The organism is Mycobacterium colombiense (genome assembly GCF_001672755.1).
GTDB classification, from domain to species: domain Bacteria; phylum Actinomycetota; class Actinomycetes; order Mycobacteriales; family Mycobacteriaceae; genus Mycobacterium; species Mycobacterium colombiense_C.
In genome coordinates this window covers 61,967-77,833 of the sequence record NZ_LZKI01000005.1, presented here as the reverse complement: position 1 = coordinate 77,833, position 15,867 = coordinate 61,967, and the positions used below count along the sequence as shown (strand labels likewise).

At 65.1% G+C, this 15,867-nt stretch carries 23 protein-coding genes; 12 read left to right on the top strand and 11 right to left on the bottom strand.

Annotated elements, in window-relative coordinates:
• The 3 genes from A5708_RS00795 to A5708_RS00785 all read right to left on the bottom strand — a co-directional run.
• The coding region (locus A5708_RS00795) for a DUF732 domain-containing protein (protein WP_065026798.1) at positions 1 to 263 on the bottom strand (263 nt) is incomplete at its 3' end.
• A gap of 98 nt (positions 264 to 361) precedes the next feature.
• Positions 362 to 736: a DUF4189 domain-containing protein gene (locus A5708_RS00790; RefSeq protein ID WP_065026797.1), complete on the bottom strand. Its 375-nt coding sequence runs from the start codon at positions 734 to 736 to the stop codon at positions 362 to 364.
• A 14-nt stretch (positions 737 to 750) separates the two neighbouring features.
• Positions 751 to 969: a hypothetical protein gene (locus tag A5708_RS00785; protein WP_065026796.1), complete on the bottom strand. Its 219-nt coding sequence runs from the start codon at positions 967 to 969 to the stop codon at positions 751 to 753.
• Between the two features lie 129 nt (positions 970 to 1,098).
• Between A5708_RS00785 and A5708_RS00780 the strand changes: the two genes are divergently transcribed.
• The gene (locus tag A5708_RS00780; protein WP_065026804.1) at positions 1,099 to 2,373 is read left to right on the top strand and encodes an amidohydrolase family protein; all 1,275 of its coding nucleotides are present in this window, start codon (positions 1,099 to 1,101) and stop codon (positions 2,371 to 2,373) included.
• Here A5708_RS00780 and A5708_RS00775 read toward each other — a convergent pair.
• Positions 2,370 to 3,257, bottom strand: coding sequence for an IclR family transcriptional regulator (locus tag A5708_RS00775; protein ID WP_065026795.1), 888 nt, complete (start codon positions 3,255 to 3,257; stop codon positions 2,370 to 2,372). The two genes, A5708_RS00780 and A5708_RS00775, sit on opposite strands and share 4 nt — an antisense overlap.
• Positions 3,258 to 3,322: 65 nt before the next feature.
• On the opposite strand from A5708_RS00775, the gene A5708_RS00770 reads away from it, so the two are divergent.
• The 7 genes from A5708_RS00770 to A5708_RS00745 all read left to right on the top strand — a co-directional run bounded on the left by A5708_RS00770 (position 3,323) and on the right by A5708_RS00745 (position 9,576).
• Complete coding sequence (locus tag A5708_RS00770; protein WP_065026805.1) at positions 3,323 to 4,261, top strand: SDR family NAD(P)-dependent oxidoreductase; 939 nt, start codon at positions 3,323 to 3,325, stop codon at positions 4,259 to 4,261.
• On the top strand, positions 4,258 to 5,061 hold the full coding sequence (locus A5708_RS00765; RefSeq protein ID WP_065026794.1) for an acetoacetate decarboxylase family protein: 804 nt from the start codon (positions 4,258 to 4,260) through the stop codon (positions 5,059 to 5,061). The genes A5708_RS00770 and A5708_RS00765 overlap by 4 nt, the downstream gene beginning before the upstream one ends.
• Before the next feature lie 4 nt (positions 5,062 to 5,065).
• Entirely contained in the window at positions 5,066 to 6,280 is a 1,215-nt protein-coding gene (locus tag A5708_RS00760; RefSeq protein WP_065026793.1) for an amidohydrolase family protein, read from the top strand.
• 13 nt (positions 6,281 to 6,293) lie between these two features.
• Positions 6,294 to 7,562, top strand: a complete 1,269-nt coding sequence (locus A5708_RS00755; RefSeq protein ID WP_065026792.1) for an amidohydrolase family protein — start codon at positions 6,294 to 6,296, stop codon at positions 7,560 to 7,562.
• A 282-nt stretch (positions 7,563 to 7,844) separates the two neighbouring features.
• Entirely contained in the window at positions 7,845 to 8,726 is an 882-nt protein-coding gene (gene hchA, locus A5708_RS00750; RefSeq protein WP_065026791.1) for a glyoxalase III HchA, read from the top strand.
• 85 nt (positions 8,727 to 8,811) lie between these two features.
• A complete protein-coding gene (locus A5708_RS27090) occupies positions 8,812 to 9,003 on the top strand; it encodes a hypothetical protein (RefSeq protein WP_231117783.1) in 192 nt (63 codons plus the stop codon).
• A gap of 72 nt (positions 9,004 to 9,075) precedes the next feature.
• A complete protein-coding gene (locus A5708_RS00745) occupies positions 9,076 to 9,576 on the top strand; it encodes a hypothetical protein (RefSeq protein WP_065026790.1) in 501 nt (166 codons plus the stop codon).
• 24 nt (positions 9,577 to 9,600) lie between these two features.
• Here A5708_RS00745 and A5708_RS00740 read toward each other — a convergent pair whose 3' ends face one another.
• Positions 9,601 to 10,059 carry a MarR family winged helix-turn-helix transcriptional regulator gene (locus A5708_RS00740; protein ID WP_065026789.1) on the bottom strand — a complete coding sequence of 153 codons (459 nt, stop codon included), beginning with the start codon at positions 10,057 to 10,059 and terminating at the stop codon, positions 9,601 to 9,603.
• Between the two features lie 62 nt (positions 10,060 to 10,121).
• On the opposite strand from A5708_RS00740, the gene A5708_RS00735 reads away from it, so the two are divergent.
• Positions 10,122 to 10,490, top strand: coding sequence for a VOC family protein (locus A5708_RS00735; RefSeq protein WP_065026788.1), 369 nt, complete (start codon positions 10,122 to 10,124; stop codon positions 10,488 to 10,490).
• Between the two features lie 67 nt (positions 10,491 to 10,557).
• Here A5708_RS00735 and A5708_RS00730 read toward each other — a convergent pair whose 3' ends face one another.
• The 3 genes from A5708_RS00730 to A5708_RS25835 form a co-directional block, all read right to left on the bottom strand.
• Positions 10,558 to 11,079 carry a hypothetical protein gene (locus tag A5708_RS00730; RefSeq protein ID WP_065026787.1) on the bottom strand — a complete coding sequence of 174 codons (522 nt, stop codon included), beginning with the start codon at positions 11,077 to 11,079 and terminating at the stop codon, positions 10,558 to 10,560.
• Between the two features lie 103 nt (positions 11,080 to 11,182).
• A complete protein-coding gene (locus tag A5708_RS00725; protein ID WP_065026786.1) occupies positions 11,183 to 11,470 on the bottom strand; it encodes a hypothetical protein in 288 nt (95 codons plus the stop codon).
• 249 nt (positions 11,471 to 11,719) lie between these two features.
• On the bottom strand, positions 11,720 to 12,019 hold the full coding sequence (locus A5708_RS25835) for a hypothetical protein (RefSeq protein ID WP_081292766.1): 300 nt from the start codon (positions 12,017 to 12,019) through the stop codon (positions 11,720 to 11,722).
• 169 nt (positions 12,020 to 12,188) lie between these two features.
• On the opposite strand from A5708_RS25835, the gene A5708_RS00720 reads away from it, so the two are divergent.
• On the top strand, positions 12,189 to 12,650 hold the full coding sequence (locus A5708_RS00720) for a universal stress protein (RefSeq protein ID WP_065026785.1): 462 nt from the start codon (positions 12,189 to 12,191) through the stop codon (positions 12,648 to 12,650).
• 407 nt (positions 12,651 to 13,057) lie between these two features.
• Here the strand turns inward: A5708_RS00720 and A5708_RS00710 are convergent, their stop codons facing one another.
• The 3 genes from A5708_RS00710 to A5708_RS00700 form a co-directional block, all read right to left on the bottom strand.
• Positions 13,058 to 13,216, bottom strand: a complete 159-nt coding sequence (locus tag A5708_RS00710; RefSeq protein ID WP_155765827.1) for a hypothetical protein — start codon at positions 13,214 to 13,216, stop codon at positions 13,058 to 13,060.
• A gap of 32 nt (positions 13,217 to 13,248) precedes the next feature.
• The gene (locus A5708_RS00705) at positions 13,249 to 13,674 is read right to left on the bottom strand and encodes a hypothetical protein (RefSeq protein ID WP_065026782.1); all 426 of its coding nucleotides are present in this window, start codon (positions 13,672 to 13,674) and stop codon (positions 13,249 to 13,251) included.
• A gap of 76 nt (positions 13,675 to 13,750) precedes the next feature.
• Positions 13,751 to 14,035, bottom strand: a complete 285-nt coding sequence (locus A5708_RS00700; protein WP_065026781.1) for a hypothetical protein — start codon at positions 14,033 to 14,035, stop codon at positions 13,751 to 13,753.
• A 283-nt stretch (positions 14,036 to 14,318) separates the two neighbouring features.
• Here A5708_RS00700 and A5708_RS00695 point away from each other — a divergent pair, with 283 nt between their 5' ends.
• Both A5708_RS00695 and A5708_RS00690 read left to right on the top strand, forming a co-directional pair.
• Complete coding sequence (locus A5708_RS00695) at positions 14,319 to 15,458, top strand: tyrosine-type recombinase/integrase (RefSeq protein WP_065026780.1); 1,140 nt, start codon at positions 14,319 to 14,321, stop codon at positions 15,456 to 15,458.
• A 98-nt stretch (positions 15,459 to 15,556) separates the two neighbouring features.
• The gene (locus A5708_RS00690) at positions 15,557 to 15,769 is read left to right on the top strand and encodes a helix-turn-helix domain-containing protein (protein ID WP_065026779.1); all 213 of its coding nucleotides are present in this window, start codon (positions 15,557 to 15,559) and stop codon (positions 15,767 to 15,769) included.
• Positions 15,770 to 15,867 lie beyond the last annotated feature (98 nt).

Sequence of the window (15,867 nt, the reverse complement as noted above, 5' to 3'; positions counted from 1 at the left end):
TGCCGGACCGAGAGATCCGTCTGCCGCGCCAGCTGGATCGCCAGCACCGATGCGTTCGGGTTGACGGCGACGCCGGCGCACACCGTGCGGGCCTTCGCAATCGCATCGTCGTTGTCGCCCATGGTGATTCCGCCCTTGGACAGGTTTGCGATGAAGGCGTCATCGGTGTCGTCCGCTGCGGCCGGCGTCGCACAGGCGAGCGCGGCAGCAGACAGGAGCACCGCACAAGCGGACACCCACTTTCCTGCCTTCATCAGGGTCATGGCCTCCCCTCGGTGCGCGGGCCAAATCGGCGGCGAGTCAAGGATGACTTGTTTGAACGATAGTCGAAATCGCGATGTCCTTCGCGGTGCGCCGCACGTCAGGACGAGCAGTGTGTGGTCTTGACCCGGCCGTTGGGAGACCCCAGCTTGGCCAGCGCATCATTCGCCGACGCCGCCGTGTCGGGACCCGAGCCGCCCTGGAACCGGCCGGAGGCGCGGTCGAACGCGACCGATGCGCAGCCGTTGCGCGTGCCGGCCACGACCTCACAGGCGTCACCGGCTTCGGCGGTGCAGTGGGCCAGCGCGATTTGGTTCGCCTGTTCCTGACTGCCCCCGGTGCCCCAGCCGGCGGCTCGTCCGGTTCCGACGGACACGGCCAGGGCAACGAAGTCGTCGTCAGCCCGGGCCGTCGGCGTCGGCAGCGCGACGACTCCGCAGGCGACCGCAATGACGACGGCAATGATCGACCGCACCGTTCACTCCTTTACTACGAGGTGTCTTCCGGGTCTTCGGCCAGGTAGGTGACGTCGTACCACCGCCGGCTTGGTTCGGCGTCGAAAGCTACGGTCGCGGTTGCCCGCTCGAGCCGGACGTCGGTCAGATGCGGATTATCCACGCGGATGCGGTCTTCGAGCTGGGCATGCAGCGCGTCGCCGTCCAGGGCGATATCCGCGTCCGCTCGGCCCGTGTACCTCGTCCAACTCACGCCCCACATTGTGCTCCGGCGATGGCGCCGCACGAAATCCTCGGGCCACCTGTGGGTCTCACGAACAAATTCGCCCTTCGCGAGCCGATCCGTTTCTTCTATACTCGGCATACTCTGGTGGAGGATGCGATGGCTACAACCTGGGACACGCTGGACCGCTACGTCGTCATCTCGACGGATACCCACGCCGGGGCGGATCTTTACGGCTACAAGCCGTATCTGCCGGCGCGGCTGCACGAGGAGTTCGATGCGTGGGCGAAGGCCTACGCCAGCCCGTTCGACGATCTGATCGTCGCCACTGCCAATCGGAACTGGGACCACGAGCTCCGCATCTCTGAGATGGACGCCGACGGGGTGGCCGCCGAGGTGCTGCTGCCCAATACCGTTCCGCCGTTCTTCCCGAGCACTCCGAACATCACCATCAGCCTGCCCCGCACCCGTGCGGACTTCGAGCAGCGTTGGGCCGGTGTGCAGGCCCACAACCGCTGGCAGATCGACTTTTGTTCGCTGGCTCCGGCCCGGCGCCGCGGGTTGATCCAGATCTTTCCCAACGACATCGAGCTGGCGCTGGAAGAAATCCGCTGGGGCGCGGAGCAGGATTGCTTTGGTGGCGTGCTGATTCCGGCGGTCTCGCCCGGTGACCCGCACGTGGCCCCGCTTTTCCACACCCGCTATGAACCGATCTGGGCGTTGTGCGCGGACTTGGACCTGACGGTGGTGCAGCACGCGGGTGCCGGCAGTCCAGAGATGCCGATGGACCAGCCGGCGTCCAACGCGGTGTTGATCACCGAGATGGCGATCTGGGCCCAGCGCACCCTCGGTCACCTGATCTTGGCCGGAGTCTTCGAGCGCTATCCGACCCTGCGATTTGTGCCGACCGAGCAGGGCACGCTGTGGGTGCCCGGGCAGATCGGCATCCTCGACGCCATGGTGCCCACCATGAAGTCCGACGCCGGCAACCGCACCTACGGAATGTTCGGCGGATCCTCCGTCGATGCGCTGACCATGACTCCGAGCGAATACGTGCAGCGGAACTGCTATTTGGCCAGTGAGCTGATGCCTTTCGACGGCGCGATGATCGACTTCATGGGCCCCGATCACATCATGTGGGGTAGTGACTATCCGCACGAGGAAGGCTTTGCGCCACACTCCAAGTTGGCCATTCGCTGGGCCCTGCACGACAGGCCGGCGGATGCCTGCCGAAAGATCTTGGGCGGCAACGCCGGTCGCCTGTATCGGTTCGACCTTGATGCGCTGGTGCCCGTTGCCGCCAAGATCGGGCCGACGGTCGCCGAGGTGCACACCCCTCTCGAGGACACGGGCTACCGCGCCCCGGCCGCCTTCGGTTACCGACCGTTCGAGGGAGGGTTGGCCCTCAAGCGGCTGGCGCCGGAACGACGCTAACCGGACTCTTCGGTCAGAGCGGCGCTGAGTCGCCTTGTCGCAGTGCAGAGTTGGGCTCCCAGGTGGGCGACCGCCCCGCCGCTCATCGGCTCGGCGCTGGGGACCAGGCTGAGCATCAGCGCGATGCGCGACTCGTGCTCCAGGATCGGCGAGTCGATGTGGCTCACCTCGTAGCTGCGGTCCGGGTCCACCTCGACCGGGAACCACTCCTCCTGGTGGATGAGTTCGTCGGTCAGCTCCTGCGCCAGCCGGCTCAAGCGGGTGGAACGGACCTCGGCGGTGCGCACGATCTGCGCCAGTTCCCGCAGGCGCAGATCGGGCAGGATGTGCAGACCGACTGCGTAGCCGCGCTGTTGGGCGGAGGTGATGGCCCGGCGGTAGCGATCGCGCACGTCTTCGGGCAGCGCGGCCAACCAACCCTCCCGAGCATCCGGACCGGCCCAGGCGACGGTCGACGCTCCATACGGAGGTCGGTGGGGGAACTGGGTGCCGATGCGCATCGGATGACCGCCGCCGTGCGGGCTTCGCACCTGATCGACGACGGTGGAGTAGTCATCGCTCACCGAGAACGCGACGCAATGGGCGCCCGTCGCGGCCGCCAGCTCGGCCATCACGGAGCGGGCCAGCACCAGGGCCGGATAGCGGGCCGCCGCCTGTCGGCCCAGTCGAACCAGGGCGGGACCGAGGTGATACGTCTTGCGAACCGGGTCGCGCAGCAGCCAGCCCGCGCGGAGCAATTCGGACAACATCGAATGACAGCTGGCCTTGTGCACGCTCAAGTGGCGCGACACCTCGGCCAAAGTCATACCCCGGCTGGTGTCACCTGCCAGCTCCTCGAACAGGTTCACCACCCGCTCGGTCTGCGGCGAGGGACGCGGAGCCATAGCCGCAATAGTCGCATAATGCGACTGCTTGCGGTGCTATGAGCGACCATGTGACGATGGCCACAATGAAGGACCTTGCGGGCAAGGTGGCGGTCGTAACCGGCGGAGCCGGCGGCATCGGCCGGGCCATGGGCAGGCGTTTCGGCCAAGAGGGCATGAAGGTGGTGCTGGCCGACGTCCTCGCCGAACCGCTGGACGGGGCGACCCGGGAACTCGCGGACGAGGGCGTCGAGGTGGCCGGGGTGGTCACCGACGTCACCGACTATTCGTCGGTCGAGTCGTTGGCCAAGGAGGCGCTCTCTCGCTTCGGCGCGGTGCACGTGGTGTGCAACAACGCCGGCACCGGCGGGGTCTCCGAGGGGTACATGTGGGAACACGACCTGGCCGATTGGCGGTGGGGGATCGACGTCAATGTGCTGGGCGTCATCCACGGCATCAAGGCCTTCGTGCCCATCCTGCTCGAGCAACGGGAGGGACACGTCGTCAACACCTGTTCGGGCAACGGCGGATTCGCGCCGATCGCCCGCGGAGCCATGGGCGGACCGGCCACCGCGGTCTACCCGATGACCAAGGCCGCGGTGCTCTGCCTGACCGAGAGCCTTTACACGCACCTGGAGATGACCGGGACGCGGGTTCGGGCGCACGTCCTTTTCCCCGGCGGCTTTTTGAACACCGGCATCTGGGAGTCGTGGCGGCACCGGCCGGAGCGCTACGCCGCGACCCAGGAACGTCGCACACCCGACCAGACGCTGGCGAAGGTCGTGGCCCGCTTCGAGGCCGCCGGTGCGCATGTCGAGTTCACCCCGCTCGACACGGTCGCCGAACAGGTGGTGGACGGAATTGTGAAGGACCGTTTCTGGATGATGGGCCCGCCCACGCCGGCCGATGCGGTCGTGAGCAGTAAGGCGGCATCGATCCTGAACCGCGGCGCACCGGATTACCTGGTCGACGTCCTCGGCCGACATGCCGGAAGCGACTCAGAAACGGAAGGAGAAAAGCGTTGAGCAGCAAAGCAATTCGGTACGGCCCACGCCCACCCGAGGCGCAAGTCGACCACGAGATCGATGCCACCAAAGCGCCCATCGCCACCGAGGCGGTGACCGTCACCTACCTCACCGATCGCGAGATCGTCGCGGCCGTGCTACCCAAACCGCTGGAGCCTGCGGCCGAACCGCTGGTGCGAATCCAGCTGCAACGGGTCCGGATAGAGGGCATGGCGCCCTTCGGGTCGGCGGTGTTTTCGGTGACCGCCCGGCACGGCGAACGCGAGGGCGACTACCCCCTGTTCATGCCCCAGTCCACCGAACAGTCGGTCACCGGCGGCCGCGAAACATTCGGCGAGCCGAAGAAACTGGCCCACATCGAGGTGGAGCGCGACGCGGACCGCATCACCGCCACGGTTGACCGGCTGGGCTATCAGCTCATCACAGTGAGCGGTCGAGTCGAAGGTCCGGCGGAGTTGCCGCCTGACCAGATGAACACCGAGTTCTACTTCAAGTTCCTGCGTGCCCCCGACGGGGGCGGCATCACCGACCCCCACCTGGTCTACGGCGAATACCACCGGCACTACGAGCTGCTGGAAAACATCGACGGCACTGTCGAATTGGGGGAGTCGCCGTTGGATCCGGTGGCCGACATCGTCGTTCGTGAAATCAGGTCGATCACCTGGTGTCGCCGGCGCACCATCCAGGTCGGGCGGATCGCGGAGCGGGTGCCGCAGGAATGGCTGCTGCCGTACGTGCACCAGCGCTACGACGACGTGGCCCTGCTCGCCGCCCCTCGGCCCCAGCCGGCGCGGGCATAGCGCAATGGACCGGTACACGGTCATTTCGGCCGACTGCCACGCCGGGTCCGACCTGCTCGGCTACCGCGAATACCTCGATCCGCAATACAGAGACGAATTCGACGGCTGGGCAAAGACATTCGTCAACCCGTTCGGTGACCTCACCGAGCCCGAGGCGGAGCGCAACTGGAACAGTGACCGGCGCAACTCCGATCTGGACTCCGAGGGCACCGCGGGGGAGGTCATCTTCCCCAATACCGTGCCGCCGTTTTTTCCCCAGGCCAGCCTGGCCGCGCCCCCGCCGGCGACCGCCCGGGAACTCGAGCTGCGCTGGGCCGGGCTGCGGGCGCACAATCGCTGGCTGTCCGACTTCTGCTCGTTGTCGCCCGAGCGGCGCGCCGGGGTGGGGCAGATCCTGCTCTCGGACCTCGACGAAGCCGTCGCGGAGGTGGCGCAGATCGCCAAGCTGGCGCTGCGTGGCGGTGTGCTGCTGCCCGGGGTCGCGCCGGGCACCGGCATTCCCGCGCTCTACGCCGAGCACTGGGAGCCGCTCTGGGCGGCGTGCGACGAGGCCGGCCTGGTGGTCAATCATCACGGCGGCAACGCCGGACCGACTCCGACGGACGGGTGGGGCAGTTCGTTCGCGGTGTGGGTGTACGAGACACACTGGTGGGCGCATCGAGCGTTGTGGCACTTGATCTTCAGTGGTGTGCTGGATCGCCACCCGGACCTCACCGTGGTCTTCACCGAGCAGGGCGCCGGGTGGATACCGGCGACCCTGGATTCGCTCGACGTCGCGGCGGTCCGTTACGGGCGAGCGAATTCGGCGATCGCGCGCTTCGCCGGGCCCACCGCGGGCTCGCTCACTCTCAAGCCCAGCGAGTACTGGTCCCGCCAGTGCTACGTCGGTGCCAGCTTCATGCGACCCGTCGAATGCGCCGAGCGCCACGGAATCGGCATCGATCGAATCATGTGGGGGAGCGACTACCCGCATTACGAGGGAACCTCGCCGTACACCCGAGAAGCATTGCGTTACACCTTCAGTGGCGTCCCGGCACAAGAGGTGGCGGCCATGGTGGGCGGGAACGCCGCGGCCGTGTACGGCTTCGACCTCGAGGCCCTCGCACCCCTGGTCGACCGAATCGGCCCGACCGTGGCCGAGGTGGCCGAGCCGCTGGCGGCGGTGCCCGCCGACGCGCGCAGCACCGTCTTCGAACCCGACCCCATCCGTACCTGGTAGCGAAAGGTCCACCGTGAACCCCTACATCATCATCTCCGCCGACACCCACGCCGAGCTTCCGACCGAGCGTTACCGCGAATACGTCGACCCCGAATACCGGGAGGACTTCGAGGTCTACCTGGCCGAGAAGACGGCCGCGGCCCAGGCGGGCGGATTCATCGACGAGGAGTTCGCGCAAGAGTGGTTCTCCGAGCATGGTGACGGCATCGCCGGCGGATGGGATGTAGGCCTGCGGGACAAGGAATTAGACGGCGACGGGGTCGTCGGCGAGGTCATCTTCCCCGACGCCGACGCCGTCACCGGGGTTGCCGGGGCTCCGTTCGGTGCCGGCCTGGGCCAGTCGGGCGACCTCGACCCCGGGCGGGCGATGGCCGGGGCGCGGGCCCACAACCGCTGGTTGGCCGAGCTGTGCGGCCACAACCCCGAGCGGCGGGCCGGGGTCGCGGTCGTGCCGATACTGGCGGACGTCGACGCGGCGGTCGCCGAGATCACGCGGGCGGCGGAGTCCGGACTGCGGGGCGGGATTCTGATTCCGGCGCGCTGGGTCGGCTACCCGCCCTACCACGACCGTCGTTACGACAAGGTCTGGGCCGCCTGCCAAGACCTGCAGATGCCGGTCCACACCCACTCCGGGCCCGCCCCGCAGGAGGAGTACGGCGGGCACCTGGGCATCTATGTCACCGAGGTGCGCTGGTGGGGCGCCCGGCCCCTGTGGTTCGCGTTGTGGTCCGGCGTGTTCGAGCGCTTCCCCCGGCTGCGATGGGGGGTCACCGAGTGCGGTGCCTTTTGGGCCAATGATCTTCTCTGGCTGATGGATACGCGGTATCTGCGTGAGCACTCGGCCAAGAAGATGAGCCACATGATGGAGGGTGACCTGACGATGCCGCCCTCGGCCTACTTCGACCGCAACTGTTTCATCGGGGCGACCACCACCGAGCGCAGGGAGCTGGCGCGGCGCTACGAGATCGGCGTCGCCAACCTGCTGTGGGGCAATGACTTTCCCCATCCGGAGGGGACCTGGCCGCACACCCGCGATTGGCTACGCCGCTCCTTCTGGGACATCCCGGTCGAGGAGACGCGGCAGATGCTGGGCCTGGCGGCGGCCGAGATCTACAACTTCGATCTGGACGCCCTCGCGGGGCTGGCCGATCGCATCGGCCCGACCCCCGAGGACCTGGGCCAGGACGACGCGGTGAGCGTCCCCAAGTGGGAGGCGGCCCGCCGGGCAGGTCGCCACTGGCTGACGGACGCGGAGCCCATCCCCGACCTGGTGGAGAACTGAACGGGAGCACCGGCGACGCGGCTGCCGGCTGAGGGCCACCGCCACTGCAGTGGCGCGAGTTGTATCTCCGAACAATCGCGCCGGTGGTCATCTGTCCCCAGCGCTAAGGACAACGGCGCGCGCTATCTGAATGATGAAGTACTAGGGATATGTGCCGCCTTCGTCTCAGGCTGCCGTGTCACGCGGTCAGCGTCAGCCCGGGGGAGGATTCAGCAAGCGCAATGCGAATCGCGCTGCACGCGAGTTGAGCACGGCATCAGTTCAGGAAGCAGGTGAAGCTCAATGTCGGACAATCCGGACAACCTCAGCAAGGCCCCGACACCGGACCCGGCGGAGGACAACGCGTTCTTTCCGTCGCCGTATTCATTGACCCAATACGTGCCCGCCAAGACGGATTTCGCCGGTGTGAAACACAAGGGTGCCTACACCGGCGGAAGGTGGAAGATCCTGATGATCGCCACCGCGGAACGTTACGTCCTGTTGGAGAACGGCAAGATGTTCTCCACCGGAAATCACCCCGTTGAGATGCTTCTTCCGTTGCATCACTTGATCGAGGCGGGCTTCGGCGTCGACATCGCAACGGTGGGCGGTTATCCGGCCAAGCTGGAACTGTGGGCGATGCCGCGTGAGGATCGGGCCGTTTTGGCGACCTATGACTTACTCAAGCCGAAACTCAAAGAGCCCCTGCACCTCTCCGATGTCGTCAGCGAACTGGGTCCCGACTCCGATTACATCGCGGTGTTCATCCCGGGTGGACACGGGGCGGTCGTTGGTCTGCCGGCCAGCGAGGACGTAAAACAGACTCTCGACTGGGCGTTGGAGAACGACAAGTTCATCATCACCCTGTGCCACGGCCCCGCAGCATTGCTTGCCGCGTCACTGGATCGACACGAGTCACCCTTCACCGGATACTCGGTATGCGTATTCCCCGACGCCCTCGACCAAGGCCCTAATATTGAGATCGGTTACCTTCCAGGGCATTTGAAGTGGTTGGTGGCCGACCTGCTGGGCAAGCAGGGACTGTCGGTGCTCAACGATGACATGACCGGGAAAGTGCACAAGGATCGTAAGCTTCTCACCGGTGATAGCCCACTCGCGTCGAACAACCTCGGTATCCTCGCCTCCGACTTGCTGATTGATTCACTTCAGTCGGCGAAACAATAACGGCGACAGTTGGTCAAGCAGGCCATCCTTGTGGAGTTCGCGCCGAACGTCGCGGTCCGCTGAGGCGAGATGAGTCGGTGCAAGCGTGCCCCTTAAGCGAATTGACGAATTGAGGCCCGGAGACAGGATCCGGATGAAGATCGGGCACGCCACCGTCGTAGCCACGGAGCCCCTGGACGACGACCGCACCATGCTCACCTTTACCTACGGGACGAAGGGTCCCGCAGACAACGCACTGACAGTGGATGTCCTCGACGACGACGAGTGGGGCTGGTAAGGCGAAAAGAACCTTGTCGGCGACGGTTCGGCATATGACCATTGGATGGGTACGGACCCGGCAGGAGGAACCATGGCCCCATACCGTCTGACAGGCTTCGCCGGTGTAGCCGCCTTGGCGCTCGCGATTGCCCTGCAGGTGTCGCCGGCGGCTTACGCCGACAATCCGTCGTGGAACGGCCAGTACGCGATCACGTTCATGGTTGGCCCCAAGGCCGGCACCAGCATGGCGGTCGGCGACCCGGAGACGCAGCACACCGAGACCTACGGGTTCAGCTCGAGCTGTACGAACGGGAAGTGCGTCGCCACCATCGTCAGTGGCCCTCCGCCGACCAACCCGACGGTTCCGCAGCCGGTGCAATTCACCTGGGATGGAAAGTCCTGGTCGCAGACCAACGATTTCCAGTGGGACTGCATGATGCCCGACACCACGATCCAATGGAATCCGGCCCGAGCCGTGACGCGCTATACGCCCCAACCCGACGGGTCGCTCGCCGGCGTCATGCACACCGACATCTTGAGCGGCGCGTGTCAGGGCACGATCGACATGGATATGTCGGCCGTGCGCGTGTGAATCTGCTTTAGCGAATGCGGCGAGCTATGCACCGTCGTCGCCGTCGCGCAGGCAGTAAATCATGCTCTGCAGGAGCCGGAACGCGTCCGACTGCTCGGCCTCGGTCATGCCGGCCAGCATTCTGACTTCGACGGACCGGACCGCGACGGACGCCTTCACCAGGCTCCGTCGGCCGCGAGGCGTCAGCCGCGTGGGTAGAACCTTGCCGACGGGTGCCTCCGCGGGTCTGGTCACGTAGCCATCTCGTTCCAGGGCCTGGAGCAGCACATTCATCGACTGCCGTGTCACGAACGCACCCCGCGCGAGCTCGGAGTTCGACAAGCCCGGGCGTTGAGCCAGCAGCTCGAGGCAGGAATAGTGCGTAACGCTCATCCCGAGCGGCCGCAGCACATCCTCCATGGCTGCGCGCAGGGCGCTCGACGCCTCTTTCAGCAGGTAGCCCAGTGACGTCTTCAGGTCGACGCCGACACCGTCTTGACTCATGTCAGTATTCTGACATAGATTGGCCTGTGTCAGAAAACTGACATGAATCGAAGGAGCATCTCATGCCCGCAACCGGCCCCGACTTCATCTCGCTCCAAGCGCGCGACCTCGTTGCGTCGCAGGCGTTCTACGAGCGGTACCTCGGCCTCGTCCGCTCGCCGGCCGGGCCTGCGCACGCCGTCGTTTTCGAGACGAAGCCGATCGCGTTCGCACTCCGCGACGTCGTTCCCGGCACCGATCTCGCATCTGTTGCTCAGCCCGGCATCGGTGCTGCGATCTGGCTCCACGCCACAGAGGTTCAGGCCATTCACGATGCTCTCGCCGCCGACGGTCACACCATCGTCTCCGCACCGATTGACGGGCCCTTCGGTCGGACATTCACTTTCGCCGACCCCGACGGCTACCAGGTCACTCTCCACGACCGCGCCTGATGGCCAACGCCGCATCCCGAACGCCCCGTTGTGCGCCTGAGCCCGGTTGCCCCGCAGCGCAATTCGCTCAGGTGTGGACTTTCCAGCCCGCCAGTGGGGTTGGGGCCGCAGGAGCGTCGGGATCGTTGAACTCGATGTACACGTCGCCCTGCTTGATATTGCTGTCGTAGGCGATGAATCCGTGGGCGGTCTGGCCGTTGGTGACGCTGCCCGAGCGCAGCGGCGGCAGCTTGTTGATTTTCTGGTAGTCGACCAGAGAGGAGCCGCCCTGGGCATCGCGGTTCGGGTCTTGCCGCCACGGGGAAGAGGCTGCGGTCAGCGAGGTCTGGCTGTAGTTGAACGGCGCGTTGGACTTGCCTTCGATGGTCAGTTCGATGACGTTGCAGCCCCCGCCGCCGGAGCAGCCGGACGAGACCCAGGTCGCGTTGTTGAGCGTGACGTCGGCGGTCGCGGTGCTGTACTCCGTGACATGGATGCTGGTGCCGGATTTGCCCGTCGGGAAAGGCGACTGCTGGGACGTCGGGTCCGCGGTGCCGTGTGGCGCAGTCAAACACGCCGCCAGCGCCAGCGTCGCTGCAAGTGCGCTCATGTGAGCAGGTCTGGTCACGGCCAGAAGATAGCGCATCCGGGGGTTTCAGGGCGAGTTCGCGCCTTCGGCCCCAGTCTCGAGAATCGCCATTGAAACGGTGGCGTCACGGTTGCGGCGGCGGGGGTGGCGGTGCGGGCGGGTTGTCCCAACTGCCCGGCGTGCCGGCCGGCACCTGCACTCCGAGCCAGTTGCACGGCATCATCGATCGCCACGCAATGAACGCGCATTGCTGCTCGGGTGTCAACGGACTGGGACCCGCGCAGGGCGGCGTTCCCGGCGCACCGCAGACCGGATCGGCCGATGCGAGCGGCGAGTACGCGAAAGTGCCGGCCGCGAACATCAACGCGACGGCGGTGAGCATGGTCATGACAAGACGTCGGGTGCGATGCATAGGCCCTCGAATCTGTAGCGCTTGGGCAGATCGTAACCGCAGCTCAGGACACGGATGGCCGGTTTGAGAAATGGTCGGCATAAGTCGCCGAATTGCCGCAACGGGCACATGTCGACCGCCGGGCCGGCGGGCCGGAAGCTGAGCCAACCACACCATTATTCGGCAAGCGCGCCGTGACAAAAGCCTTGGCGCATAACACATTCCAGAAATGCGGCGCACACTTCGCGACCATTTAGCCGGGGTGTTGTGCTAGTGCGGCAGGTTTTCCTGATAGCACCGCACTCGGGTGGCGGCGTCCTCCGGCTTGACCCCCATATCGATCAATCTCCGGATTACTTCTTGCGAGGGAATTCCACTACCGATGTCGTTATCGATCACATGCAGGCTGGGAAACCAATTCTCTGCGCTGACTCCCGGTGGTGGGGGCTTCGCACCGCCCCCGACGCATTGAGCGTAACCAACGACGCCTGTTTCAGCGTGAGCCGCCGGCGAACCCATCGGCACAGCAATGGCGATGCCGACCGTCGCAGCGGCGTAGATGAGACGCATCCTGGCATTATTGCGCGTTCGCCCTCATTAACAACCACCAATTTGGCCCGCTTCCGTGAAGACGGCTCGCGAAGGCGCACAACGGGCCGGGCGGTATCCGGGGTGGGGGACCGATTCGGCATCGATTTTTCCTCTCAGGAGCCGCCGCGGGCCTTAGACTGCATGAGAAATGAGCGCCTATCAGACGGTCGTGGTCGGCACAGATGGCTCGGACTCCTCGCTGCGCGCGGTGGAGCGCGCAGCCGCGATCGCTGCGGATCACGGCGCGAAATTGATCGTTGCGACGGCGCACCTTCCTGTTGCCGAGGAACGCGGCCGCTACGCCATCCCGCCGGGCAGCGACCACGGTCAGGACTACCGGACGGTGGGCGAGGCCCCCTACTACGCGATCCTGCGCGACGCCAGGGAGCGGGCGCACCAGGTCGGGGCCAAGAACGTCGAGGAGAAGTCGATCGTCGGCGCCCCCATCAACGTGCTGGTGCAGCTTGCGGAGGAGGCCGACGCCGACCTGCTGGTCGTCGGCAACGTCGGACTCAGCAGCGTCGCCGGCCGGCTGCTGGGATCAGTCCCCTCCGCCGTCTCCCGTAGGGCCAAGACCGACGTGCTGATCGTCCACACCACCGACGCCTGAGCCTCGTCACGAATCGGTCGGGTCAGCCCAGCAATTGTTTGCTGATTACCGATCGTTACGGCTGGGTAATCGTGTGACGTGCGTCTCACCTCCGCCGCCGCGATCGGCACAGCCGTCGCCGTCTTGTTCAGCGCCCCGGCGACGCTGATGGTCGCGTCCGCTCACGCTGACTTCAGTGGTTACCGCCGCTGCGTGGGAAAGATGACGGAACCGATATCGGGACACGACCCGCAAAACTTGCAGCTTGTCGGAGTTATTGAGCAGGATCTCGATTCTGGAGTTCCCCCCGCTGCCGAGGCTCAGAGGGTGGCGAAGATGGGATTCGACCCGTCCTTTGCCAATGGAATTGTTCAGTGTGTGATTGAAGAGCGCCCGTAGGGAGCGTTCGGGCGGACGGTCCCGCAAGGTCATGCCGCCCTATGCTGGCGGCGCTCACGTTCTCGCGCTTCCAAGTCTTTGAGTTGTAAGTTCCGGAGCCGGAACTGTTTCCGCGCTTGCCTGATGAAGAACCAGCAAGGTAGGCCGACGAAGGCCAAGAAGATCATCAGGGTGATGAATGTGGCCATTTGGATCTCTCCTTCTATCCTGCGATTGCGGTTCATGCCCCGCAGTCGAAGCTGTTCACCTTGTCGCCGTTGACGATTTTGCAGAACGGGAACCCGTTGTCCCCGCCGCCGGCGCTGAAGGTCATGCCCTGCCCGCCATCTACGAGCTGTAGCGTCACGAACGCTCCCGGCTCAAGGAAACCGCTGGTGACGTTGCCGTATGCGGTGTCCCACGGGCTGGTCGAAGTTTGGACGAAGCCCAGCTTGAAGTTCATCGTTCCCCGACGGGCTGTCTCGACGCCGGAACCGTCAGGATTGACAGTCACACTCTCCCCGTGGGCACCCCACTGGCCGACGAACGGGGCGCCGGCCACCGAGAAGGGTTTGGTCAGGTCTGCCTGATTCGGATCGGCCTGCGCCAGCGGCGTGCAGGCGATAGCCGTCGCAAGCACGGCAGTCATCGCCGTTTTGATGATCACTGAGACCCACTATCGGGTGTTGATTGCCGGACCGGCTGAGGGCCGAAGCTAGGTCGGCCGGGCATGGTGCACGAGGTCATCCGTGAGCCGCGTCCGCCGCGGCGATCAACGCCTGGGCCAGCTTCCGGGCTTCGGCCGGCGCGATGATCGGGGTATCGGGACAGTCGATGACGACCTGGCACTCGGCATGCCCGTCAACGTATTGCCGCCCGATGACGGAGACCACGATATGGGGCTGTGGGCCGTGGCCGGCGTGGTGGATGCTCCACTCCGGGCCGTCGAACACCCTGAACGCTGCCTCGACGTTGTCCCATTCGTCGACCATGGTTGCCCCGGTCGGCGGTGCAAGGTTGGGTTTCATGGCTAGATCGTTTCCGCGATCCCTGGCGCGGGCACGAGTAGTCGACTACTTCACTTGTGCTGACCCACGGTCACAGTCGGAAGTATCGCTAGAAGCGGCAGAATCTGGTGCGCGATACTGGGATTGAACCAGCTCAGTTGGTTTGCTAACTTGGTGTCCTGATCAGCACTAATAGTGGCTCTACCAGTAGTGATCCCATTCAGTGTAACTGAAGATGTTGGAAACTGAAGTATGCTGTTGGAAACCAAAGTAGTTCACAAGTAGTTCACGGCGGAGGAAAACAGTGACGCGCGGTACACGCAAGGGCAGGCGCAAACCCGGCACCTTCGGCGCCGTCCACAAGTTGCCCAGCGGACGACACCGCGCGATGTATTACGGCCCGGATGGGCGGCGCTACACGGCGCCGACGACATTCACCACCGTGACGGCGGCACGCAAATGGTTAGCACTGCGCCAGGCCGAGATCATCGCGAAGGCATGGGAGCCGCCGGGCGCGCAGCAGGTGCCGACGGCCAAACTGACTTTCAAGGCCTACGCCGACACATGGATCACGCACCGTGACCTCAAGGTCAGGACCCGCGAGCACTACGAGAAGCTGCTCGAGCACCACATCGTGCCTCAGTTCGGGTCACTGCCGATCGCCTCAATCACTGCCGATGACGTGAAGTCCTGGCATGCGGCACTGCTACCTGATCGCCCTACTATGCGCGCGCACTGCTACGGGCTGCTCAGGACGATCATGGGAGATGCGGTGCGCGACGGCAAGGCCACGGCCAACCCGTGCGTCCTGCGCGGCGCTGGCAGCGCGAAGCGAGTCCACAAGATCAGGCCTGCGACATTCGAAGAGCTCGAGATCATCGTCGGCGAGCTGCCCGAGCGCTATCGTGCGATGGTTCTGCTTGCGGCATGGTGCGCGATGCGCTTCGGCGAAATCACCGAATTGCGCCGGGGCGACGTCGATCTCGATGACGGCGTCATCCGCATCCGCCGCGGCGTCGTTCGCACCGATGATGGTTTTCAGGCCGGCTCGCCGAAGTCGGCCGCTGGCATCCGTGACGTGCATATCCCACCGCACCTACTCCCGGCACTCGAGGATCATCTAGCGAAACACACTGAAGAGCCAGATGATTCACTGTTGTTCCCCGCTCAGCATGGCGGGCATCTCGCACCCGCCAGCTTCTACCGTTGGTACTACCCAGCCCGCACGAAGGCGAAGAGGCCCGACCTCCGCTTTCACGACCTGCGCCACAGCGGAGCGGTATTCGCAGCGGCGACGGGCGCGACGCTAGCCGAGCTGATGGGTCGTCTGGGACACTCCACGCCAGCTGCCGCCCTCCGCTATCAGCATGTGGCCGCTGGGCGTGACAAGAAGATCGCCGAGGCGCTGTCCGCACTGCTGAAGGCTTCGGCACCGATGAGCTAGTGTATTCAAACTTTCCTGCGTTTTCCTGTCGTGTCGAATACCTGGCTTAAGTTGGTAGCAACAGCGGGAAACCGTTACAGCGACAGCAGGAAACGAACATGAAAACACTCGTATGCAACGAATACGTCAACGGCACGCAGGCCGCCGAAATCCTGGGCAAGACCCGCCGGACCATCGGAAACATGATCCGGGACGGACGACTACCAGCGCACCGAATCGGGAACAGTCGTGAGCTTTACATCCGGCGAGCCGACATCGAGGCTGCGCTGACACCCATTCCCGCTGACGCGGACGTGGACGCCATGAGGTAACTGTCGCGTCAACACCCCACCGGCACCTTCGGACCCCGGCTGCACCGTACCCGAAGGAATTTCGTAATGAGGACAACAGAATACGATGAAGGCCGCCC

Bases quoted from the DNA above. Each gene is read 5' to 3' on its own strand.
- A5708_RS00780 (WP_065026804.1), top strand. From the start codon at position 1,099: ATGGCTACAACCTGGGACACGCTGGACCGCTACGTCGTCATCTCGACG.
- A5708_RS00775 (WP_065026795.1), bottom strand. From the start codon at position 3,257: ATGGCTCCGCGTCCCTCGCCGCAGACCGAGCGGGTGGTGAACCTGTTC.
- A5708_RS00770 (WP_065026805.1), top strand. From the start codon at position 3,323: ATGAAGGACCTTGCGGGCAAGGTGGCGGTCGTAACCGGCGGAGCCGGC.
- A5708_RS00760 (WP_065026793.1), top strand. From the start codon at position 5,066: ATGGACCGGTACACGGTCATTTCGGCCGACTGCCACGCCGGGTCCGAC.
- hchA (WP_065026791.1), top strand. From the start codon at position 7,845: ATGTCGGACAATCCGGACAACCTCAGCAAGGCCCCGACACCGGACCCG.
- A5708_RS00745 (WP_065026790.1), top strand. From the start codon at position 9,076: ATGGCCCCATACCGTCTGACAGGCTTCGCCGGTGTAGCCGCCTTGGCG.
- A5708_RS00740 (WP_065026789.1), bottom strand. From the start codon at position 10,059: ATGAGTCAAGACGGTGTCGGCGTCGACCTGAAGACGTCACTGGGCTAC.
- A5708_RS00735 (WP_065026788.1), top strand. From the start codon at position 10,122: ATGCCCGCAACCGGCCCCGACTTCATCTCGCTCCAAGCGCGCGACCTC.
- A5708_RS00730 (WP_065026787.1), bottom strand. From the start codon at position 11,079: ATGAGCGCACTTGCAGCGACGCTGGCGCTGGCGGCGTGTTTGACTGCG.
- A5708_RS00725 (WP_065026786.1), bottom strand. From the start codon at position 11,470: ATGCATCGCACCCGACGTCTTGTCATGACCATGCTCACCGCCGTCGCG.
- A5708_RS25835 (WP_081292766.1), bottom strand. From the start codon at position 12,019: ATGCGTCTCATCTACGCCGCTGCGACGGTCGGCATCGCCATTGCTGTG.
- A5708_RS00720 (WP_065026785.1), top strand. From the start codon at position 12,189: ATGAGCGCCTATCAGACGGTCGTGGTCGGCACAGATGGCTCGGACTCC.
- A5708_RS00710 (WP_155765827.1), bottom strand. From the start codon at position 13,216: ATGGCCACATTCATCACCCTGATGATCTTCTTGGCCTTCGTCGGCCTA.
- A5708_RS00700 (WP_065026781.1), bottom strand. From the start codon at position 14,035: ATGAAACCCAACCTTGCACCGCCGACCGGGGCAACCATGGTCGACGAA.
- A5708_RS00690 (WP_065026779.1), top strand. From the start codon at position 15,557: ATGAAAACACTCGTATGCAACGAATACGTCAACGGCACGCAGGCCGCC.